This is a genomic window from Acinetobacter sp. SwsAc4, assembly GCF_013391535.1.
Lineage (GTDB): Bacteria > Pseudomonadota > Gammaproteobacteria > Pseudomonadales > Moraxellaceae > Acinetobacter.
Map to the genome: position 1 here is coordinate 40435 of NZ_JACAXC010000008.1, position 18231 is coordinate 58665.

Annotated in this window: 16 protein-coding genes; 8 read left to right on the plus strand and 8 right to left on the minus strand. The window is 40.4% G+C overall.

The genetic code is table 11. The features are described 5' to 3' along the window. Nucleotides 1-15: 15 nt before the first annotated feature. The 4 genes from folK to mazG all read right to left on the minus strand — a co-directional run bounded on the left by folK (nt 16) and on the right by mazG (nt 3298). A complete protein-coding gene (folK, locus tag HYG88_RS06100; protein WP_005164362.1) occupies nt 16-504 on the minus strand; it encodes a 2-amino-4-hydroxy-6-hydroxymethyldihydropteridine diphosphokinase in 489 nt (162 codons plus the stop codon). After that, entirely contained in the window at nt 501-1955 is a 1455-nt protein-coding gene (pcnB, locus tag HYG88_RS06105) for a polynucleotide adenylyltransferase PcnB (RefSeq protein ID WP_005164360.1), read from the minus strand. The genes folK and pcnB overlap by 4 nt, the downstream gene beginning before the upstream one ends. A gap of 139 nt (nt 1956-2094) precedes the next feature. Then, nucleotides 2095-2523: a ComEA family DNA-binding protein gene (locus HYG88_RS06110; protein ID WP_005164358.1), complete on the minus strand. Its 429-nt coding sequence runs from the start codon at nt 2521-2523 to the stop codon at nt 2095-2097. After that, nucleotides 2492-3298: a nucleoside triphosphate pyrophosphohydrolase gene (mazG, locus tag HYG88_RS06115; protein WP_005164356.1), complete on the minus strand. Its 807-nt coding sequence runs from the start codon at nt 3296-3298 to the stop codon at nt 2492-2494. Before mazG ends, HYG88_RS06110 begins: the two co-directional genes overlap by 32 nt. Before the next feature lie 93 nt (nt 3299-3391). On the opposite strand from mazG, the gene HYG88_RS06120 reads away from it, so the two are divergent. The 5 genes from HYG88_RS06120 to HYG88_RS06140 all read left to right on the plus strand — a co-directional run bounded on the left by HYG88_RS06120 (nt 3392) and on the right by HYG88_RS06140 (nt 7869). Beyond that, nucleotides 3392-4165 carry an SDR family oxidoreductase gene (locus HYG88_RS06120; protein ID WP_005164341.1) on the plus strand — a complete coding sequence of 258 codons (774 nt, stop codon included), beginning with the start codon at nt 3392-3394 and terminating at the stop codon, nt 4163-4165. A gap of 201 nt (nt 4166-4366) precedes the next feature. Beyond that, complete coding sequence (locus tag HYG88_RS06125; protein ID WP_005164338.1) at nt 4367-5737, plus strand: COG3014 family protein; 1371 nt, start codon at nt 4367-4369, stop codon at nt 5735-5737. A gap of 18 nt (nt 5738-5755) precedes the next feature. Continuing rightward, nucleotides 5756-6163: a DUF1425 domain-containing protein gene (locus HYG88_RS06130; RefSeq protein ID WP_005164336.1), complete on the plus strand. Its 408-nt coding sequence runs from the start codon at nt 5756-5758 to the stop codon at nt 6161-6163. A 28-nt stretch (nt 6164-6191) separates the two neighbouring features. After that, nucleotides 6192-6794, plus strand: coding sequence for a penicillin-binding protein activator LpoB (gene lpoB, locus HYG88_RS06135; protein WP_005164332.1), 603 nt, complete (start codon nt 6192-6194; stop codon nt 6792-6794). A gap of 73 nt (nt 6795-6867) precedes the next feature. Further along, a complete protein-coding gene (locus tag HYG88_RS06140) occupies nt 6868-7869 on the plus strand; it encodes a CsgG/HfaB family protein (RefSeq protein WP_034602944.1) in 1002 nt (333 codons plus the stop codon). A 100-nt stretch (nt 7870-7969) separates the two neighbouring features. On the opposite strand, the gene HYG88_RS06145 is transcribed toward HYG88_RS06140, so the two are convergent. Genes HYG88_RS06145 through cysM form a run of 4 tightly spaced genes read right to left on the minus strand, consistent with a single transcriptional unit; the run spans nt 7970 to nt 13500 of the window. Continuing rightward, nucleotides 7970-10276: a bifunctional (p)ppGpp synthetase/guanosine-3',5'-bis(diphosphate) 3'-pyrophosphohydrolase gene (locus HYG88_RS06145; protein WP_005164327.1), complete on the minus strand. Its 2307-nt coding sequence runs from the start codon at nt 10274-10276 to the stop codon at nt 7970-7972. A 31-nt stretch (nt 10277-10307) separates the two neighbouring features. Next, on the minus strand, nt 10308-11717 hold the full coding sequence (gene rlmD / locus HYG88_RS06150) for a 23S rRNA (uracil(1939)-C(5))-methyltransferase RlmD (RefSeq protein WP_005164325.1): 1410 nt from the start codon (nt 11715-11717) through the stop codon (nt 10308-10310). A 9-nt stretch (nt 11718-11726) separates the two neighbouring features. Beyond that, nucleotides 11727-12542 carry a 3'-5' exonuclease gene (locus HYG88_RS06155; RefSeq protein ID WP_171063604.1) on the minus strand — a complete coding sequence of 272 codons (816 nt, stop codon included), beginning with the start codon at nt 12540-12542 and terminating at the stop codon, nt 11727-11729. Nucleotides 12543-12564: 22 nt separating this feature from the next. After that, on the minus strand, nt 12565-13500 hold the full coding sequence (gene cysM, locus HYG88_RS06160; protein WP_005164319.1) for a cysteine synthase CysM: 936 nt from the start codon (nt 13498-13500) through the stop codon (nt 12565-12567). A 149-nt stretch (nt 13501-13649) separates the two neighbouring features. On the opposite strand from cysM, the gene HYG88_RS06165 reads away from it, so the two are divergent. The 3 genes from HYG88_RS06165 to HYG88_RS06175 all read left to right on the plus strand — a co-directional run bounded on the left by HYG88_RS06165 (nt 13650) and on the right by HYG88_RS06175 (nt 18210). Beyond that, nucleotides 13650-16460 (plus strand): ATP-binding protein, encoded by a 2811-nt coding sequence (locus tag HYG88_RS06165; RefSeq protein ID WP_178882774.1) that lies wholly within the window; start codon nt 13650-13652, stop codon nt 16458-16460. Nucleotides 16461-16536: 76 nt separating this feature from the next. After that, the gene (locus HYG88_RS06170; RefSeq protein WP_005164310.1) at nt 16537-17325 is read left to right on the plus strand and encodes a crotonase/enoyl-CoA hydratase family protein; all 789 of its coding nucleotides are present in this window, start codon (nt 16537-16539) and stop codon (nt 17323-17325) included. 18 nt (nt 17326-17343) lie between these two features. Further along, a complete protein-coding gene (locus tag HYG88_RS06175) occupies nt 17344-18210 on the plus strand; it encodes an NAD(P)-dependent oxidoreductase (RefSeq protein ID WP_005164309.1) in 867 nt (288 codons plus the stop codon). The last annotated feature ends 21 nt before the right edge of the window (nt 18211-18231 follow it).

Sequence of the window (18231 nt, forward strand, 5' to 3'; positions counted from 1 at the left end):
CAGAACGAAACAATCTTAAGCAGTTGCCCAAGATTGATCTGCGATTACAGTTAAGTTTGCTTGCTGCACTAGTTCTAAATCTTTTAATGAGTGCCCATTTAACTGTAAATGAGCATCTAAATCTAATAAGGGAAGGATCACAAAATCACGCTCTAAAATACCAATATGTGGTACGGTCAAACGTTCATTTTGAATCTGCTCTTGACCATAAATCAATAGATCCAAATCAAGCGTGCGCTCTCCCCATCGCCTTAAACGAATACGACCTGCTTCTTGCTCAAATTGTTGTAATTGGTCTAATAAGGCAAGTGCTTCAAGTGTCGTGTCCAATTGAACAACGGCATTTAGATAATTTGGCTGGTCCTGAGGACCCATCGGCGGACTTTGATAAAGCCTTGAAACTTTTACCGAACCTAAACTAGCCAACTTCACAACAGCTTCGCTAAGAATCTGTTGTGAATCGCCTAAGTTACTGCCTAAACCGATATAGGTACGAATAGTCATTGCGTCGGTCCAAAAACCACTTGGCTGAGATCACGTTGTACACGCTTACGCTTAAGGATCGGATGATCTGCATTGATTTGTCCTGAAACGGCAGTCGCTTTTTCAATAAAACGGCTAGTTGATTCATCTGCTCTAACACGTTCTTTCTTGGCACGGCGGCTTCTAGGCTCAGGGACATTGACCAAAGGCTCAATCTCAGTGGTCTTTGGCTCATCAACTTCAACTGTCTTACGGCGTGTTTTACTACGTTGACGGTTGTATTGACGAATTGCGACTTCTTTTTGATCGATTGACATTTCTTGGTAAGCTTCCCACCAAATACCCATGCCTTCGGTACTGCTATCACCTGATTTCTCACGTAACAACAAGAAGTCAAAGCCTGCACGAAAACGTGCATGTCCAGCTAAAGCTTCAATTTGCTGTGGTTTTGGATTGAGCAAACGGGTTTGCATTTCCCATACTTCACGAATAAAAGTTTCAGCAAAACGAGGAATAATGGTACGTGTGGCTTGACGTTTCAATACATCTAAACCAGCTTGGGCACGTGCTTCAGCAGGAACAACCCCTTTATTTAAATAAAAATCACAACGCTCTAAGAAAGGCTTCCATAACAATACTGCATAAAAAAATGCGGGATTAATGGTCTTACCAATTTGAATTCGTTGATCAGTATTTTTAGCTGCACGTTCGATGAAAGCTGTTAGATTTGGAGGAATTTCAGCAAATAATTGCTTCCAAACACCAAACTCTATCAGCATTGGCAAGACCTGCGTCAGGTGCCCCATGGTAAATAGTTTTTGTGACTCGTCATATAGGCGGTGCGGTGAGACATCCCGCAACAACTGCGTCATCTCAACACTGAAAACATCAAGAATGGATTGGTCAATCTGGAAATTCAGTTTTGCGGCGAAACGCAATGCTCGCAGCATGCGTACAGGGTCTTCCTCAAAACGCTGGGCAGGCTCTCCCAAAAAACGCAGGGTACGGGTTTTAATATCATCAACCGCATGACAAAAATCAAGTACGATGCCTTTACGTGGCTGGTAATACAGGGTATTGATGGAAAAATCACGGCGCGCGAAATCCTGCTCAATGGTTCCCCAATTATTATCTCGCAGGATCATACCAGAAGCACTGGTGACTGCTTTTTTGGGAGGAGCACGGAAAGTTGCGACTTCAATCAGTTCGCGACCAGAATAAACATGTGCTAATTCGAAACGTCGACCAATAATTCGGCAACGTCGACCAAAAACTTCTTTCACTTGTGCTGGTGTTGCATTGGTGACAGCATCAAAATCCTTAGGATTAAGACCTAACATCATATCGCGAACACCGCCGCCCACAATATATGCCTCATAGCCTGCTTTCGTTAGGCTATCGATTACATCTAATATTGAAGAAGGGAGTTGGGCTGTGGACAAACCACATTTTGACGCACGCAAAGTTTGCAAAAGACACTGTCTCCTACGTCAGGACGTAAATAACAATTTGTCGCTAATCATAGCTCTAACACACTCAAAGGGCAATTTATTCTGTTGAAGTTTCAACAGATCAGTATGTTTTAATTGCAATATCATCTTTATTTTTATCCTATAATGCTAAGCGTGCTTTATTTTTTTCAAGTAATTTTGGACCAATTCCTTTGACATTGACCAACTCATCTACCGTTTTAAAACCACCATTCTTTTGGCGATATTCAACAATTGCCTGAGCCTTTTTTTCACCAACGCCATTTAAAGTCTGTAACTGCTGTAAATTTGCTTGGTTCAAACTAATCTTATCGCCCTGAATATTGGTAGAGGATGAAACTTGCTGGGAGCTTTTCTGTGGCGTAGGTCTTGATAAATAATAATTATTGTTAGGCTGCTTCGCTAATTGCTGATCACGTGCTTGTTGTTGAGCTTTCCATTTTTCATAGGATTGATCAAATGGCTGTGCACTCGCACAAACAAAGCAGCTTAAAAATATAAAAATAAACAGAATAAAGTTATGTTTGCTGCGTGGTTGCGGCAAATTCATTGGATTTCCCCTGAAGTTTTAAGTGTCGTTTTGCTTGCTCCCAGAGTTCATCCATTTCTGCCAAACTCATTTCTTGCAAGTCTTTATTTTGTCTTTGTGCTTGTTGTTCAATATATGCAAATCGGCTTCTAAATTTATGAATCGTTGCCAATAATGCAGTCTCACTCGACACGCCAATTTTACGTCCTATGTTAATTAAAGAAAATAGACAATCTCCAAATTCTTCTTGTATTTCATCAGTTTTTTTAGTTTTTATTGCCTGTTGTAATTCCTCTAATTCCTCATTTAACTTCCCATAAGCATCTTCAACTGTTTCAAAATCAAAACCCAACTGCGCTGCTTTTTTTTGAATCTCATGTGCCTGTACCAATGCTGGCGCATGTTTCACGTCATCTAGTCGAGATTGAGCCTTACCTTGTTTTTCTTGTTGCTTAATTTGTTTCCATAGTTCACTGACTTGTTTTGGATCTAAATTTTGATATTTTTCAGCTTGAAATACATGTGGATGACGACGAATTAATTTTTCACTAATTGCATCTACCACATCATGGAAGTTAAATGCGCCTTGTTCACTATACATCTGAGATTGGAACACGACCTGCAATAACAAATCGCCTAACTCATTACGAATTTCATTTAGATCGCCCTCTCGAATCGCAGCTTCCACCTCATAAGCTTCTTCGATCGCATAACGCGTCAAACTATTTGGTGTTTGTTGTTGATCCCATGGACACTTTTGTCTTAATTCGTGCATGATTTCTAATAACTTTTCCATGAATTCCTCCAAATACACCAAAATGTTGCAGCTTGAACCTGCTTATGCGTAATATACGCCGATTAAAGAAATATGATAAAGCAAGGGAAAGCAATGCAACATAGCGTATTTATTAGCGGGGCAGCACAAGGAATTGGTGCTGAGATTGCACGTATCTTTCATCGTCATGGTTACAAAGTCGGTATTTATGATATTAATGATGAGCAAGCGCTTCGTTTAGCCAACGAACTTGGTGAAAATGCTAAAGCGGGTTATTTAGATGTCAGTAACTTTCGTCAGTGGAAAATAGCACTACAAGATTTTAAAAATTGGGCAGGCGAACTGAATATTTTAATTAACAACGCTGGAATCTTATACTCTGGCGCATTTGAAGAGACGTCAATTCAATCCCATCATCGCACTGTGGATATCAATATCAAAGGCGTTCTGAATGGTTGCCATGCTGGGTTACCCCATCTAGAAAAAGCGAGTTTTGCTCGTGTAATTAATCTTTCTTCAGCTTCAGCAATTTATGGACAAGCAGATTTAGCCTCATATTCAGCAAGTAAGTTTGCTGTTCGTGGTTTAACAGAAGCCTTAGATGTAGAGTGGCAAAAATATAATATTCGTGTACTCGATGTAATGCCTTTATTTGTACAAACCAATATGGTGAAGAATATGGATGCGGGCAGTATTCAAAATATTGGCGTAGATTTAACCCCCGCTGATGTAGCAAAACAAGTATTACATCTAGCACAACAAAAAGATCATGCCCTGATTCCAACGCATACCCCTGTAGGTATCAAAACTAAGCTGATGTATCAACTCTCAAGCATTAGTCCACAGTTTTTAAATCGATTGACCAATATTTTTTTATCAAAAAGATAAATTAAAAGATTCATTCAAATAATATTTGAATGAATCAAAATAAATATTATGTTTCAAAAACTTATACTAATAAAAAAAATCTTTTACTTTATAAAATAAAAATATTTATTAAATATCTCCTTAAATCCCTGTTAATTATTTATAACTTTTTGTATATTTATATAATTTTTTAATACATTTTGTATTTTTACAGGGGTTTATATGTCATCTTTATTATTAAAACCAAAGCTTTCACTCTTATTCATCAGTTGCATAAGTTTATCGATTTCTGGTTTAACAACTCAAGCACATGCTGGTTTATTTGATAACTATACGGATACGGCTCAAAATTTTCGTTCATCTTTGACTCAACCGATATCGGCACCAACGCAAGAATTATTTGAAAAAAAAGCTAAAAGTAATGATGCAGCGTTGTATCTATTAGAAAAGGCGCGTTTAGAACAAGCAAACAAACAATATGAAGCCAGTAAGCAAACTTTTGAAAAAGCATTTGAACTATTAGATGCTGAAAATAATAAAGCAACAATTAGCGCCTCTAAATTAGGTTTTAAGGCACTTTCCCTCGTGAGTAATGATAGTGTAGCACCTTATAAGATTCCTGAATATGAACAGGTATTAGCACATGTTTACCAATCAATAAACTATCTAGCTTTAAATAATACTGAGGGCGCGGCTGTTGAAATGCGTGTAGCGCAACGTATTCAACGCGAAATTGAATTAGCTCATAGCAAAGAAGCAGAAAAAGCAGCAGCTAAAGGTCAAAATGTTAATTCTGCTCCAGCTGAATACGATGAAGCTTTAGCTGGACTAAATACAATTGCGGGTAAAGTAAAAAATACCTATCAAAATGCGTATGCATTTTATATGGCGGCAACATTATGGGAAGCCTTGGGTGAAAAAAATGATGCTTTAGTTGATTATAAAAAAGCATATGAACTACAGCCAAATGATTTTATTAAAAATGATGTAAAACGACTCGATAACGGCGCAAAGAAAGCAAATGGTCAATATCCAGTTGTTATTTTTCTGGAGCAAGGATTAGTTCCTCAAAAAATTTCTTCGACCTTAGCAATTCCAACACCAAATGGATTAGTGAATATCTCATTTGCAAGCTATGATCCTTCAACCTATGTTGCACCAAGTCAGGTTGATGTGGCTGTAAATGGGAAAACCGTTGCAAATACAGCATTACTTACTGATATTGGTGCGTTGGCTGTCAAAACACTAAAAGAAAAGATTGCAGCTAATCTCACAACTCAAATTGCACGTTCTACAGCGAAATACGCTGTACAAAAAGAACTGGGCAATCGTTTAGGCGTATTTGGACAACTTGCAGGCAATATCTATAACACTGCCACAGAAAAAGCAGATGTTCGTGCATGGAATACCCTCCCAAGCAATGCACAAGTCACTCGCCTTTTACTCCCTGTTGGTAGTCATACCATCCAACTTAAAAACAACTATGCAAATCAATCGATCAATATTGAAGTGAAAGCTAATCAGACGACCTTCATTCATGGTATCGAAACCAACCAACAAATTGTCGCTGATAGCTTCAGTATCGCTAAATAACAACTTGAGTAAAACATAATGAAACAACGCCTTTTACCCATAATTCTGTGTAGCTTTAGCCTTGGCTTAACTGCATGTACAGCACCAAATGCGATGCGTACACAAACAGACCCAAATACTGGTGCAAGCAATGTCAGAACCATGACAGGTAATCCTATTCTCGCAACCCGTATTGGTGTCAATCGAATCAATATGGTCAGTCTTGGAGATATTAAAAAAGCATCACTCGCCTTAAAAAATGGTTGGTTCTACGAACAATCTTTTGAATACAAAGTTGTTTGGTTTGATGCCAATGGAACAGAAATCAATCCAGAAGGTGCAACTTGGAAACCAATCACATTACAAGGGCGTGAAGTAAAAACCGTTCAGTCTGTCGCACCCAATCCAAGTGGTGTTGATGTACTTATTTACATGAAGAAAGACTAATCAACAGCTTATTTATAAGGGGTAAAACATGAAATTCCGTACGTTGGCTTTAGCAACCACAATTGGCAGCATGGCATTGTTCAGTGGCTGTGCCTCCCAGGCTGTATCTTATGGCGATGCACAGGCAACTGAAACCTTAACCAAAGATTTTGGTTCAACCGACCTTCAACAAATCGCAGCCAAGATGGTTGATGACATGCTGGCGTTTCCACCAGTGATTGAAATGACTCAGGCTCGCCGTCCAGTACTGTTTGTTGACCGTATCAAAAACAAGACCCAAGAGCATATTGATACTGAATCCATCACTGACACCATCCAGAATAAACTAATTAATTCTGGAAAATTCCGTTTCGTTGACATGACTTCTGTCGGTGCAATGGCAGACCAGTTGGCTTATCAACAGCAAAGTGGCATGGTAGACAAACGTACAGCAGTGAAAACAGGATCTCAAATTGCCGCTGAATACATGCTGAATGGTAACTTATCCAGCATCGTCAAAAATTCAGGCGGTAAGAGTGATGTGTACTACAAGTTCACTTTCAAATTACAAAACCTGAAAACAGGTATTGTTGAATGGACAGGCGAAAAAGAAATTCGTAAATCGGCTAAACGTGCTACTTTTGGTCTATAAACCATTCACAACAACAATAAACCCGATGCTCAGCACCTGCTGAACATCGGGTCATATAGAATGATAGAAAATGATGAAATCCTTACTTTGTGCAGCCCTGTTCTGCTTAACAACAATTCACTCAGCCAACGCCGCCCTACAAGAAGTCATGAAAGAAGCCACAGGTAGCGGCCCAACCCAACAACAGGCTATTGCAGAAGCCTTGCTGATTGCAGCCCAGTCTGTAAATGGCACCAGTGTTAGTTCACGCACTGACTTAGCGGAAGAAGTGAGCATGGTGGTCAGCAACAACCATTGGAGCTACCAAGGAAAAACCTCACCTGTGTTCAGTGTTGAAACGCAGGGCACTAATGCGATTAATCGTTTTCAGGTGTTAAGTATTTCGGGTTCGGGCAAGAACTACCGCGCCAAAGTGCGTGCTTATGTCAGCAAGTTTCAATCAAGTGTAGCGGATCAACACTTACGCCGTATTGCGGTTATGCCATTTCAATATAACCATTCAAAAACTCAACTCACAGATGGCAGTGATGCTGATGACTTTGTGACAGAAGTTGCTGATTTGGTCGGCACTCAACTGGCAAACTCACGTCAGTTAAGTTTGGTGAGTCGTGACTATATTGAGGAAATGGCAAGTGAAAATGCCTTTCTTCGTTGGGATGGTGCACCAGCAGAAATGGCAAGACTTGGGCAAAAGGTGGGTGCTGACTATATTTTAGTTGGACGTATCAATGAAGCAAAAACGACTCAAGGACGTTCATTTTATGGCGCTGTTCCAGCTGGGCAACAAGCAATCCGTCTAAATTGGCGAGTGATTGAGGTAAATACAGGAAAAGTTGCTGCTGCAGGAACTGTAAATCAACAGCAACGCCAATCTCTAGGAGAGCTTATTCATAATTCACAATCTACAACCTCATCAGACTTACTCGCACAACAAATAAGTAATGATGTCTTAAATGGCTTGTCTTTAATGCCGATCAGTTACTCTCGACAAAACTCGACACAAGTAGAGAGTTCAGAACCACTCTCGGATGCTGAACTCACACCAGGTTCGAGTGAAAAACCGATTCGTTGGTGATCGAATAATCTGTGTATATTCAATTTATGATTTTTTGTTGATGCAAAAAAGAACACCTTAAATTCATTTAAAGTGTTCTTTTTTATAAATATAATGTCAATCAACTACCCTGAACCAAACGTCTTGCACTAATAATGCCTGGTTGCTGCTCTAAACGAGCCAATAAACGAGACAGTTGTGCCAAACCTTTCACTTCAATCAACAACTTCATATTGGCAATCCCATCTGCCTCAGAAATCGTATTGACCTGACGAATATTGATTTGATCTGAGAAAATCACTTGCGTGAGGTCTTTAAGCAGACCACGGCGATCATAAGCCTCAACCACGATTTGCACACTCTGACCACGGGTCGGTTGCATTTCCCAATCCGCTTCAACAGCACGTTCAGGCTCTTGAGTCGTCATACGCAAATAATCTGGACAAGCAACCTTATGGATACTGACACCACGATTTAAAGTGATATACCCCCCAATCGACTCACCATGTACAGGTTGACAACACTGTGCAATATGCAATTCCACATTATCCAAACCATCGATCAAAATCCCGTGTGCTGAGAGCGTATGGCTGGCACGTGGATTTAAGGCAGGCTTTAAGACCAGTTCAGGCTCATCTTGATCCAAGTGCATCTGACGATTCACTTGATTCATCAAAGCATGCAAACTGATATCACCACTGACTAAAGCAACTAAAATGTCATCGCCTGATTTCAGATTAAAGTGAGATGAATAGTCTTTAAGATCGATACTTTTCGGGTGAATTGCTAAGCGTGCTAACTCTTTATTAAGTAACTCACGCCCCACCTCAACATTCTTACTCCGATCTTGCTGTCTAAACCAATGGCGCAACTTGTCACGCGCACGAGCAGTTTTGATATAACCTAAAGAGTTCACCAACCAATCACGGTTCGGTTCACGATCTTTTTTGGTTAAAATCTCAACCTGTTCACCCGTTTTCAGCGTATAAGTTAATGGCACATAACGTTGATTGACACGTGCTGCATAACACTTATTACCTACCTCAGTATGTACATGGTAAGCAAAATCTAAAACCGTCGAACCTCGTGGCAATTCTTTAATATCACCATCACGACTAAACACATAGATTTTTTCAAAATTTTCAAAATCTTGAATTTGATCTATACCATTTGACTCTTCATCCTCGCCATGGGGTGTAGTTTCGGTACGCTCTTGATAATGTTCCAATACCGCACGTAAAGAATGTAGACGATGATTAAATGAATGATCGGTATTTTTTGCACCTTCTTTATAATTAAAATGCGAACAAACGCCCAGTTCGGCTTCGTTGTGCATTTCAAAAGTACGAATTTGTACTTCTAAAGATTTATTTTCAGCAATCACTGCCGTGTGTAATGAGCGATAACCATTGGCTTTTGGATTGGTGACATAGTCATCAAATTGGTTCGGGATATGACGCCACAGCTGATGCACAATACCTAAAGCGTGATAACAGTCTGGTACACTTTTGACCAATACACGCACTGCACGAATATCATAAAGCTGATCAAAACTCAGATTTTTACTTTTCATTTTTCGATAAATCGAATAAATGTGTTTCACTCGTCCAGTGATTTCCGCCTGAATATGATGCATACCCAGTTCAGTCTTTAGCTTATCAATCACAAACTGAATATATTGCTCTCGCTCTAAACGTTTTTCATTCAGCAACGATGCAATTTCTTTATAACGCTCAGGCGCCAAATAACGGAAAGCGAGATCTTCTAATTCCCATTTTAGTTGTGCAATACCTAAGCGATGTGCAAGTGGTGAATAGATCGTTAAAATCTCACGTGCAACGCGTTCTTGGCGTTCTTTACTTGCAGTGGCTAATTCACGTAAAGCATAAGTACGTTCAGCCAATTTGATCAAAACAACGCGTACATCTTCTGTCACTGAAATCAGCATTTTATAAATGCCGTTTAAATGCTCACGCTGATTGTTATTAAAATGATCTTCTAAACGTTTATTTTTTTCAATCAATTCAGAGAGCTTACCCATCGCAAGCGTGCCTTGTACAAGACCAAGCACCTGTTCGCCGAATTGTTGTTGAATATCCTCTAAAGTAATTAACCCTTCGCGCACACTTCGATACAACACTGCCGCTGACAATGTGTCTTCATCAACATGTAAATGCGCCAAAATATCAGCCATGCCAATACCTGTACTAAAGGTATTGCTACGATGATGAACCGTGGTTTCTAATTCTTTTGCCAAGGTCAGCTCTGCAACTTTTTGAAGTTGCTTTAGCTCCGCCCCATCCAAAATATCACGCACTCGAGCTAGCCAAGAGACCAGACCACTTTGCGCTTCAGCGGCATGTTCTACAGTCGTTTCCTCTGACAACTCATGGAGTCGCCCAGGTAACTGCTCACGTACTGTGACCATACCATTCTCCTCTGGATATGTAACTCATTCTCTAATCGTTTATCTCTTGGGTCTTTTCAAATTGCTCATTTTTTTCAAATAAGGCAATTGATTCAACATGCTCAGTATGGGTAAACATGTCCATGACTGCTGCTTTTTTAAGTTGATAACCATATTGTGCCAGTACACCCGCATCCCTTGCCAGTGTTGATGGATTACATGAAACATAAACGATTCTTTTTGCTCCAAAATTAGGTACATATTGCATAACCTCAAACGCACCTGATCGAGGAGGATCAATTAATAATGCATCAAATCCCTGTTTTGCCCAAGAATGATGCGAAAAGTCTTTTGTTAAATCTTGTGAAAAGAACAATGCCTGAGACAATTGATTTGCTTTCGCATTTTCAGTTGCCCGTTGTACCATCTCATCACTTGCTTCAACACCAATGACCTGACCTGTCTCACCAACACAACGTGCTAAAGGTAAGGAAAAATTACCCAGTCCACAAAACAGGTCGAGCACTCTCTCCCCTTTCTGTAAATCTAGCAATTCACATGCCAAGTGAATCATCTTTGCATTTACACCGCTATTCACCTGAGTAAAGTCTAAAGGTGAAAATGCAAATTTAACCGCAAACTCATCCAGACTATAGTGCAAACGCATCGGTGCTTGAGCATCATCAACACGATGTAAACTATCTGCGCCTTTAGGTTGCAAATACAACTGCCAATCCTTTAGTAACGCAAATTGACGTAATTGGTTGACATCCGACACATTTAATTCATCCAAGTGGCGAATCAATAATGCTGTCTCGGTATCACCCATTGCTAATTCTATATGACCAATGTGGGCTTTGCCTGTTAGACTTTCGAGTAGTTTTCTCAACTCTACTAAACTTTCGGACAAACGCTGATCAAGAACGTGACACTGCTGAATCGGTGTTAAATGATTACTGTGATGCTCACGAAAGCCCATCACCAAACGATTTTGTTTCGCAATATAGCGAACGCCCACTCGAGCACGACGACGATAATCTATTTTTTCAGAGCGGATTGGATCTAACCATTGCTCTGGTTGTAAACCAGCAAAATGTTGTAAATGTGACTTTAATACATTCTGTTTTAATAAAATCTGTTCATCTGGATGAATATGTTGCAAGCTACAGCCACCACACACCCCAAAATGCGGACAAATTGGATCGACTCGTCCCACAGCCGCATCACTTTCTAGCTTAACCATATCCGCTTCTTCTAAACGAGAAGTTTGATTGCTAATCTTGGCTTGTACTGTTTCACCCACGAGCGCATAACGAATGAAAACCTTCTTGCCATGCTTTTCTTTTGGATGATCAGGATGCGTTCCATAATGCGCAATCCCTCGCCCCTCATGAGAAAAAGCTTCGATTTGGAAGGTATATGTCGGATATTGAGCTGGGCGCTGTTTCGCTTTATGTTTCAAAAGATCAACCTAATTTTTTGGCGCAAACGTATTTGCGGTAAATACAGTATATTGCGATGTTTGTTGCCATACCTGTAAGAATTCTGTTTGTTGCGTTTGAGTTTGTAAATAATCGATCGTGGTTTGAAGCCAATGCTGATGATCATGTTGATTAAGCTGCCCTTTGAGCAACAACCAACGTAAATAGATCAACCATGTATTTAAAACATCACCTTCACAATAACTGGTCAGTTTTAACCATTGTTCAGTACTCACATACTCTGGCACATGATAACCAGTCTCACCACGTTTTCCAGGGAATCCTAAAAGACAAGCAACATCATCAAGTTTCTGGAAATTGCGTCCATTAAACATCGCCATTACATCCATCAGGTCAACATGACGGTGGTGGTAACGGTTCTGGTAGTTGTTAAAGCGCTTTTGGTTATCAATTTCACCCTGATCAAACAGGCTGGGCGCAGAAAGCCCATGATACATGGCTCGGAACAGAATCACAGGCAAGTCAAACTGCGAGCCATTCCAGCTCACCAGTGTCGGCTGCTTCTTGTCAAAAATGGACAGGAATTTTGTCAGCATTTCAGCTTCTGTACTTTGCTCCTGACTAAATGAAAACAGGCGGAAGCCCTTTTCATCAATCCATAAACCTGAAATACAGACAATTTCATGCAGGGGCAAACGCTGAAACTCGCTACCTGATTCCTGACGGCGGATTTTGATTAATGCCTGTTCTACATCGGATTGAGGCAAGTCAAGTTGATAAAGATGAGCACCAGCCTTTAAGTCAGTCAGTGTTTCAATATCAAAAACTAAAATTGGAAAACGCAAGCTCATCATTCAGTATAATCAGTTAGGCCTGATCTTCATCTTGAACTGAAAACAGTCCTGTTGACAAGTAGCGATCACCACGGTCACAGATAATGCACACAATCACGGCTTCAGGTGTTTCTTCAGCAATTTTCAGTGATGCCCATACGGCCCCACCAGAGGAGGTTCCTGCACTGATGCCTTCCATGCGTGCCAGTTTACGCATGGTCTGTTCCGCCGCAAGCTGTGGAATGTCAATGATACGGTCAACACGGCTACGGTCAAAAATGGTTGGCAGATATTCTTCAGGCCAACGACGAATCCCTGCAATGCTCGAACCATCAGAGGGTTGTAAGCCCACAATTTGAATATCAGGGTTCTGTTCTTTTAAATACTTAGAGACCCCCATAATGGTTCCTGTCGTCCCCATCGAGCTGACAAAGTGGGTAATTTTTCCGCCCGTTTGCTTCCAGATCTCAGGTCCAGTTGTGAGGTAATGCGCCTCTACATTGTCTGGATTACCAAACTGGTTCAGCACAAACCCCTTGCCATCAGCCTGCATTTGTAAAGCTAAATCGCGTGCACCTTCCATACCTTGCTGTTTAGTCACTTCGATTAACTCAGCACCATAAGCCAACATTGCATCTTTACGTTCTTGGCTCATGTTGTTTGGCATGATCAGCTTCATTTTATAGCCACGCATCGCGGCAACCATGGCTAAAGCAATGCCAGTGTTACCGCTAGTGGCTTCAATTAAAGTATCACCAGGTTGAATTTGTCCACGTTTCTCTGCTTGAACAATCATGTTATAAGCAGGGCGATCTTTGACTGAGCCAGCAGGATTATTACCTTCTAATTTCGCTAATATGGTAGCTTGAGTATGACTTGCTAAACGTTGCAAACGCACTAAAGGGCTTTTACCGACATAATAATCTAGTAAAAATTCATCTGCTAAAAAATCAGTTTGCGTATTCGTCATGATCGACACCGATATTAAGGTGGCGACTATTGTATGAAAAAATAAGAAATACTGCACCTTTTCACTATGCTTTTTATTGGCTAGCCCGTACCTCTGTTTGCCACAAAGCATGCTAAGATGTTGCACAGAATGATAAATCTGACCGCACTATGTCAAATTTCAATAAAATCCTGTCAAAACGCTTACGGCTCAATCATGCTTATGGACAATTGATTGCACTTATTTTAGTACCGATCGCCGTACTGACAGGTGTTGGAATTTTATGGGTTTTATCTGAAACCACCAGTGCAGCCAAACAACAACAGCATTCCGATGCTTCAGCGATCTTAGCTCGTTATCATCAAACCGCAGAAAAATTACTGCAACTGGTACAACAACACCCCGATCAATATGATCGCGCTCAAAACATTATGCAAAAAATGTTTGATGAGAAAAACTTACAACGCGCTGTCATTATTGATAATCAAGGGCAAACCTATCTCAGTATTGGTTATCAAAATAATCGTTTTTGGCCAACTTTTCCAAATAACAGTAATTTTTTTGGTCCAATCGCACATAAACACAACAGCATCTATGGTGCAAAATTGGCTGGTGGTCATAACGAATCAATTTGGCTCATGATTGAATTAGACAATCAGCCACTTGAGTTAGCTCGTTATAAAATTCTATTAGCCTTGGTAGCGACAGGGCTGATTACCCTGATGATTTTACTATTTTGCCTGAATGTTTTTTCACGGCGCTGGCTGGCGCCACTCTATGAAATTCGTATGCAGATGCAGCGCCTGAATGCCGATACGCTGGATCAGCATATTGTGGTGAACAGTACAGGCGAGTTACGCCTGCTCCAGCGTGATATTGCCAATGCAGTCAAACGTTTACATTTTAGTTTCTTGGAGTTGAAAGAGCATACTGAACAAACCGAAGAGGATTTACGTCGTACCTTAGACACACTCGAAGTTCAGAACATTACCTATCGTCAAGCACGTGACCAAGCGATTTCATCAAATCAATCTAAATCAGTCTTTTTAGCCAATATCAGCCATGAGCTAAGAACACCTCTCAACAGTATTGATGGCTTTATTCATTTATTGCTTCGTCAGCAGAACCTTAGCAATGAACAAAACCTATACCTACAGACTATTCGTAAATCATCTGCTCACCTATTGGCACTGATTAATGATGTACTTGATTTCTCTAAAATTGACGCAGGTAAATTAGAGCTCGAAACTGCACCATTTGATTTGGAAGAAGCTATTTTTGATGTGATGGATATGCTTTCTCCGCTTGCAGCGCAAAAACATATCAACATGGCATTTTACTACGCTGAGAATATTCCACAGCATGTGGTTGGCGATGCCTTACGTTTTAAACAAATTCTGACCAACCTCATTTCCAATGCCATTAAGTTCACTCCAGATGGTGAAATCATTGTTCGTGTACGTATGGAAGATGATGATATTGGACAATGCCTATTACATTTCAGCGTTCAAGATAGTGGTATTGGTCTCAGTGGTACCGACCGTAAAAAACTATTTGAATCATTTTCTCAAGGTGATGCTTCCGTTACTCGTCAATTTGGAGGTACAGGATTAGGCTTAGCGATTTCCAAACAACTTGTTCATTTGATGCATGGTCAAATTGGCTTTGAAGACAACCAAGAACGTGCACCGACAGAAAAAGGTTCAACTTTTTGGTTTACGGCTTCATTTAAAGTAGATGAACAAGATGAATTTGTTGAGCATCCACATTTCGATCATTTAAAAGTAGTCTCTTACCTTGCCCATTCTGCCACAGCGAGTGTGCTTCGTTCATATTTAGAAAACTACCGTGTCTCACATATCGAAACACAATCAATTTTGGATTTATTTAGTCGTCTGAATCATTTAAATCAGCAAGAAAATACATGGCTCATCGTTGACCATAGTGGTGATACAGAAGCACTACTCAAAGAAATTCGTCAGCGTTACCAAGGAAATTTAGCCGTTTACGGTTACCAAATGAGCCTTGAGCCAAACATGCTCAATGAATATCGTGCGCGGCCGCTCTACCAACCGTTGAGTCGTCGTGAACTAGTTCAGTTATTGGCAAATCAACCTATCTTTGAGCCAGAACCAGAAAACTTTAATGGTCAAGGATTACATATACTTGCTGTAGACGATCATTTACCTAACTTGATTGTACTGGAAGCATTACTTGGTGAATTGAACGTCACAACCACGAAAGCGCTCAGTGGGCAGAAAGCGATTGATATCATTCAAGCACGTATACAACAAAAATTACCGCCATTTGACTTAGTCTTTATGGACATCCAAATGCCAGTGATGTCTGGAATTGATACAACAAGAGCAATTCGCTCCTTAGAGTCAACTTTAGATACAGGCATGCAACTTCCGATTATTGCACTCACGGCACATGCTCTAGCAGACGAAAAGCAAAAATTACTCAAAGTTGGTATGAATGATTACGTAACCAAACCGATTCAAATGGAACAAATCATTCAAATCTTAACGCACTGGACGAAAAACAATTTCTCTTCCCAACCAGCAAATACGGAACAAAAACGTTCGATTGAAACGATTGATCCTCAAATTTTGAATTGGCAACAAAGTGTTCAATTAGCAGCGAACAAAGAAGATCTAGCACAAGATCTATTGAATATGTTGGTAGACAGTTTCGATACTGAACTTGCTGAAATGCAACAATTGATTGAAATGGAAGACTTCCCTCAACTGGAACATGTCTTACACCGTCTATATGGTGCTACTCGATACGTAGGAACACCGAATTTACAACAGGTTTCGGGCGAGTTTGAACAATTCGTTTCAACCCTACGTAAAGAACGACGTAAAGCAGATGACGGCTTTATTCGGGAAACAAATTATCGCTTTAATGAATTAAACACAGCCATTGAACAGGTGCGACAAGCCGCAAATCTCATCTTACACGCCCATGACATTTAATGTGACTGCGGTGTCATGTTTCAGGTTAAAGACTCATGCTATGCTGCCCCAATCAAACACAATAAGAGTATGGTAAATGGCACTTTTACGCGTTGAAAAGAACAATGGGATTGCAACTGTTTCCTTAAATCGACCAGATAAACGCAATGCAATGAGTTTTGCATTATTAAAAGAATTGGTTGCAACAGCTAAAAAAATTGAGAAAGATCGTTCAATTCGTTGTGTCATCCTCACGGGTGAAGCACAGGTATTTAGTGCTGGTATCGACTTATCAGATCTAAATAATCCAAAAAATACAGCATTTGCAGCATGGGAACTGATCAAACCAGGACAAAGCTTATTTCAAAAAGCTTTTTTAATTTGGCAAAATTTGCCTATTCCTGTTATTGCAGCGATCGAAGGTTTTTGCTTTGGTGCAGGAATGCAGCTTGCACTCGCAGCGGATATTCGTATTGCGACTCCCACTACTAAAATGTCGATTATGGAAAGCCGTTGGGGCCTAGTACCTGACATGGGTTTAACCCGCTCATTAAAAGGGCTGATCGGCGTTGATCTAGCCAAAGAACTAACGCTGACTGCGCGTATCTTTGACGCAGAATACGCTAAAGAAATTGGTCTAGTGACACATTTAGATCAAGATCCATTAGCCAAAGCAAACGTGATCGCCCAAGAAATCTTACAGCGCTCGCCAGATGCAATTATGGCAGCGAAACGAGTATTGGATGCAATGGAACATCAACCTGAAAAGGCTTTACGTTTAGAAAAACTGTGGCAGCTTAAATTACTTTTAGGTAAAAACAGTAGCCTTGCACGTAAAAAAGATAAGAATCCAGAAATTCAATTCTTGCCGCGCCAATATAAATAAGCACGAGGATAAATTCACATGCATGCGAATCAACAAACACCTATCGCGTTCTTAGGCATGGGGTTAATGGGTACACGTATGGCCTCTCGACTTCTTCAAGCTGGTTATACTGTAGCGGTATGGAATCGAAGCCAACATGCATGTGAAGCACTTATTCAACAAGGTGCAACTCAATTAGAATTAAACAAGATTGCGGAATACCCTGTTATTTTAATATGTTTAGCGGATGATCAAGCTGTTCAAAGCGTTTTCGATCAAATCCAGCCCTATTTAAAAGCAGAGCAAGTGATTGTTGACTTTTCTAGCTTGTCGGTAACCGCGACACAACAATTGGCACAATCTGCCCAACAGCAACAAGTGACTTGGATTGACTCACCTGTTTCAGGTGGGACTATCGGGGCAGAACAAGGTACTTTGGTCATTTTTGCTGGTGGCGATGAACACACCATCCAAGCACTCGAGCCTATTTATACAGTCTTATCACAACGTGTCACCCGTATGGGTGAAACAGGGACTGGACAAGCCACCAAAATTTGTAATCAATTAATTGTTGCAGCAAATAGCACGTTGATCGCAGAAGCTGTTGCATTAGCGAGCCAAGCAGGCGTAGACACTACCTTACTCGCTCCTGCACTTGCAGGCGGTTTTGCAGATTCCAAACCATTTCAAATTTTAGCTCCTCGTATGGCAACCCATACTTTCGAGCCTGTGCAATGGAAAGTGCAGACCTTATCTAAAGACCTTAATAATGCATTAAAACTTGCACATAGTTTTAACCTAAATATACCTGTTGCACAAAAAGCCCTACTACAGTTACAAGCTCACCAAGAAAATGGCTTTGCTGATAATGATTTAGCGACTATTATTCAATATATAGAGCAATAATAATTGATTGAAGGAGATTGA

Bases quoted from the DNA above. Each gene is read 5' to 3' on its own strand.
- HYG88_RS06130 (WP_005164336.1), top strand. From the start codon at position 5,756: ATGAAACAACGCCTTTTACCCATAATTCTGTGTAGCTTTAGCCTTGGC.
- HYG88_RS06170 (WP_005164310.1), top strand. From the start codon at position 16,537: ATGGCACTTTTACGCGTTGAAAAGAACAATGGGATTGCAACTGTTTCC.
- HYG88_RS06125 (WP_005164338.1), top strand. From the start codon at position 4,367: ATGTCATCTTTATTATTAAAACCAAAGCTTTCACTCTTATTCATCAGT.
- HYG88_RS06140 (WP_034602944.1), top strand. From the start codon at position 6,868: ATGAAATCCTTACTTTGTGCAGCCCTGTTCTGCTTAACAACAATTCAC.
- HYG88_RS06110 (WP_005164358.1), bottom strand. From the start codon at position 2,523: ATGAATTTGCCGCAACCACGCAGCAAACATAACTTTATTCTGTTTATT.
- folK (WP_005164362.1), bottom strand. From the start codon at position 504: ATGACTATTCGTACCTATATCGGTTTAGGCAGTAACTTAGGCGATTCA.
- HYG88_RS06175 (WP_005164309.1), top strand. From the start codon at position 17,344: ATGCATGCGAATCAACAAACACCTATCGCGTTCTTAGGCATGGGGTTA.
- mazG (WP_005164356.1), bottom strand. From the start codon at position 3,298: ATGGAAAAGTTATTAGAAATCATGCACGAATTAAGACAAAAGTGTCCA.
- HYG88_RS06165 (WP_178882774.1), top strand. From the start codon at position 13,650: ATGTCAAATTTCAATAAAATCCTGTCAAAACGCTTACGGCTCAATCAT.
- lpoB (WP_005164332.1), top strand. From the start codon at position 6,192: ATGAAATTCCGTACGTTGGCTTTAGCAACCACAATTGGCAGCATGGCA.
- HYG88_RS06145 (WP_005164327.1), bottom strand. From the start codon at position 10,276: ATGGTCACAGTACGTGAGCAGTTACCTGGGCGACTCCATGAGTTGTCA.
- HYG88_RS06120 (WP_005164341.1), top strand. From the start codon at position 3,392: ATGCAACATAGCGTATTTATTAGCGGGGCAGCACAAGGAATTGGTGCT.
- cysM (WP_005164319.1), bottom strand. From the start codon at position 13,500: ATGACGAATACGCAAACTGATTTTTTAGCAGATGAATTTTTACTAGAT.